This is a genomic window from Leifsonia sp. KNZ12-8B (assembly GCF_056755495.1).
Genome location: NZ_JBPGXM010000224.1, coordinates 1 through 2,795, shown reverse-complemented (window position 1 = coordinate 2,795; position 2,795 = coordinate 1). Strand labels below are relative to the sequence as shown.

Below are 2,795 nucleotides of genomic sequence, written 5' to 3'. Positions count from 1 at the left end.
AGATGTGTATAAGAGACAGCCACCCCACGCAGCGTGTCCCGCCAACTCGTTGCCGCCGCCGCCCACCTGCACCACCGCTTCCGGACTTCCGCACGCCAACACGCCGCCCACCCAGCCCACAACTCCGGAACGACCGCCGCCCCGAGCCGCCGAGTCCGCAGAAAATGCCTCCGACGCGCCGTCGCACACGACATTTTCCGCGTACTCGACAGCTGCCTCAGCGACGACATCCGGAGTAAGTGACCCGCGGTGCGCGGACGCCGGCGCGAGCACCGCGCGCACCGATCTCGGCGCGCACGCGGTCACGAACCGGGGCGGTCCGTGTGCCCGGCGCCATGGTGGCCGCGGCCGAGCCGGAGCATCCGGGCGATGCACGTCACGCACCCAGTCTTCGTCTAATCCGCAGAGGATGTGGCATCGTTGCCATACACAACCCAGGGCTTGACCCTGCGCACCTTCAAGCGTACAAAACGGTTACGTAACGAATACGCGCGCTGGCCGCCCGAAACTCTTGTCAACAGCCCGGACACTGCGTTACTTTGCGATGTGGGAAGGTTTCCAGGTTTGCCGCTTCGCACCTCGGCTGCCGGGAGCTCAGACCTCTTCGCACGGGCGACGACGCCCGTGGCGACTCCATCGAAGGGAAATCGAATGAACAAGAGGCACACCGCCCTCGCCACGCTGGCGATCACAGCGTCGGTGGCGCTCCTCGCCGGCTGCAGCTCCAGCGGCGGCGGCTCGTCCAACGCTGACTTCTCCAAGGATGCGAAGGGCACGCTGAACGCGTGGGGCTTCGACAACGCGGACGAGGTCGGAACGTCGCGTCTCGACTATGCGAAGAAGCAGCTCAGCGACGTCACGATCAAGATCGACCAGACCCCGTTCGACGCGCAGAAGTTCACCACCCGCGTCGCCGGCGGCAACGTGCCGGACGTCGTCCAGATGGACCGCCAGTTCGTCGCGACTTACGCCTCGCAGGGCCTCATCATGCCGCTCGACCAGTGCTACTCGGTGCACGACGTCGACCCGAAGTCCGCCTACTACTCCTCCGTCATCGACGACATCACCTTCGACGGCAAGATCTACGCGGTGCCGCAGTTCTACCAGCCGCCGGCGATCATCACCAACGAGCGCGTGATGAAGGCCGCCGGTGTCACCGACGCCGACATCGACACCTCCAAGCCCGACACCCTCGTCGCCGCGGTCAAGAAGATGTACAAGGCGTCCGGCGGCAACCCGTCGACCCTCGGCTTCGACCCGCAGGCCAGTGGCCAGGCCGGTCTGTGGCTGCTCGCCTACGGCGGCCAGATCATCGACAAGGACGGCAAGCCGACCCTCGACGACTCCAAGAACGAGAAGGGCCTGGAGGTGCTGAAGCAGATCGCGGACGCCCAGGGCGGCTACGCGAAGCTGAAGAGCTTCACCGACTCCTTCGACTTCTTCGGCGAGAACAACCAGTACGTGAAGGACCAGGTCGGCGCCGAGGTGAACGCCCAGTGGTACGTGAACGTGCTGACCCCGTTCGTCGACAAGGTCGACATCGGCGCGGTGCCGTTCAAGGACAGCGAGGGCAACCCGTTCACCGTCGCTTCCGGAACGTCGTTCGTGATCCCGGCCGGCGCCAAGAACAAGGACGCCGCCTGCGCCTGGGCCCTCAACCTGACCAACAAGGAGGCCTGGATGGCCGCCGGCGCCGCCCGCGCCAAGACCATCGCCGACACCCCCGGCGCCATCAACACCGGCCTCTTCACGGGTTCGCCGGAGGCCGACAAGGCCATCCGCGACCAGTACGTGAAGCCGTCCGGCAACGCGGGCTTCGACAAGGCGATCTCGACCTATTACGACGTCGTCGGCAGCGGCAAGTCGTTCGGCGCCTCGCCGGCCGGTCAGCAGATCCAGACGGAGCTGCAGAACGCGATCCAGTCGTACCTGCTGGGCAACAAGTCGGCCACGAAGGCGCTCTCTGACGCGCAGGCCGCCGCTCAGAAGGCGTACGACCAGGCGACGAAGAGCAGCAAGTAGCACGGGCTCTTCCACAGGGGCGGTCCTCGTCGGAGGGCCGCCCCTTCCGCGTTTCCGGCACCGCCGCGCCTCCTCACCGACTTGTCACGACACGCCGCCGCCGCGCGTCCCCGCGCGGCATGTCCTGCCAAGTGGATGCTGCGAGAGGAGGCGGGGTCACGCCGACAGGGCCTCATCCGGTTGTGCACATGCTGGGCCGTCCGCGCCGCCGCCCACAGGGCCTGGGTGAGCGGGCTCGCGTGAGGAGCGGGGGCGGCGTTCGGCGCCGTGCGGTGAGCGTCGAGCAGCGCGACGCTCGAGCCGAGCCGCGCCGACCGAGCCGAGCCGAGCCGAGCCGAGCGACAGCCCGGCCCGCCGTCAACGGAGGCGTCCCGGGCGCTCGCCGCTGCACTCTCCTCCGTTCCGTGCGACACGTCGTCGTCGTCCCGGCACCCTCCTCCGTCGTCGCCGCGGATCCGCCCGGCGTGGCGTTGCCGACAACGGAGGCGTCCCGACGCCGGCCCACGGCCGGCCTCCTCCGTTCCCTGCGGCACGCCGCCGTCATCCCGGCACCCTCCTCCGTCGTCGCCGCGGATCCGCCCGGCGTGGCGTGGCCGACAACGGAGGCGTCCCGACGCCGGCCCCCGGCCGGCCTCCTCCGTTCCCTGCGGCACGCCGCCGTCGTCCCGGCACCCTCCTCCATCGTCGCCGCGGATCCGCCCGGCGTGGCGTGGCCGACAACGGAGGCGTCCCGACCCCGGCCCCCGGCAGGCCTCCGCCGTCCCCTGCGACAC

General features: G+C 69.2%; 1 protein-coding gene. It reads left to right on the top strand.

The genetic code is table 11. The annotated features are described in order from the left end of the window. The first annotated feature begins 651 nt into the window (after nt 1–651). Nucleotides 652–2,022: an ABC transporter substrate-binding protein gene (locus ACR9ZG_RS18610; RefSeq protein WP_481286331.1), complete on the top strand. Its 1,371-nt coding sequence runs from the start codon at nt 652–654 to the stop codon at nt 2,020–2,022. Nucleotides 2,023–2,795: the final 773 nt, after the last annotated feature.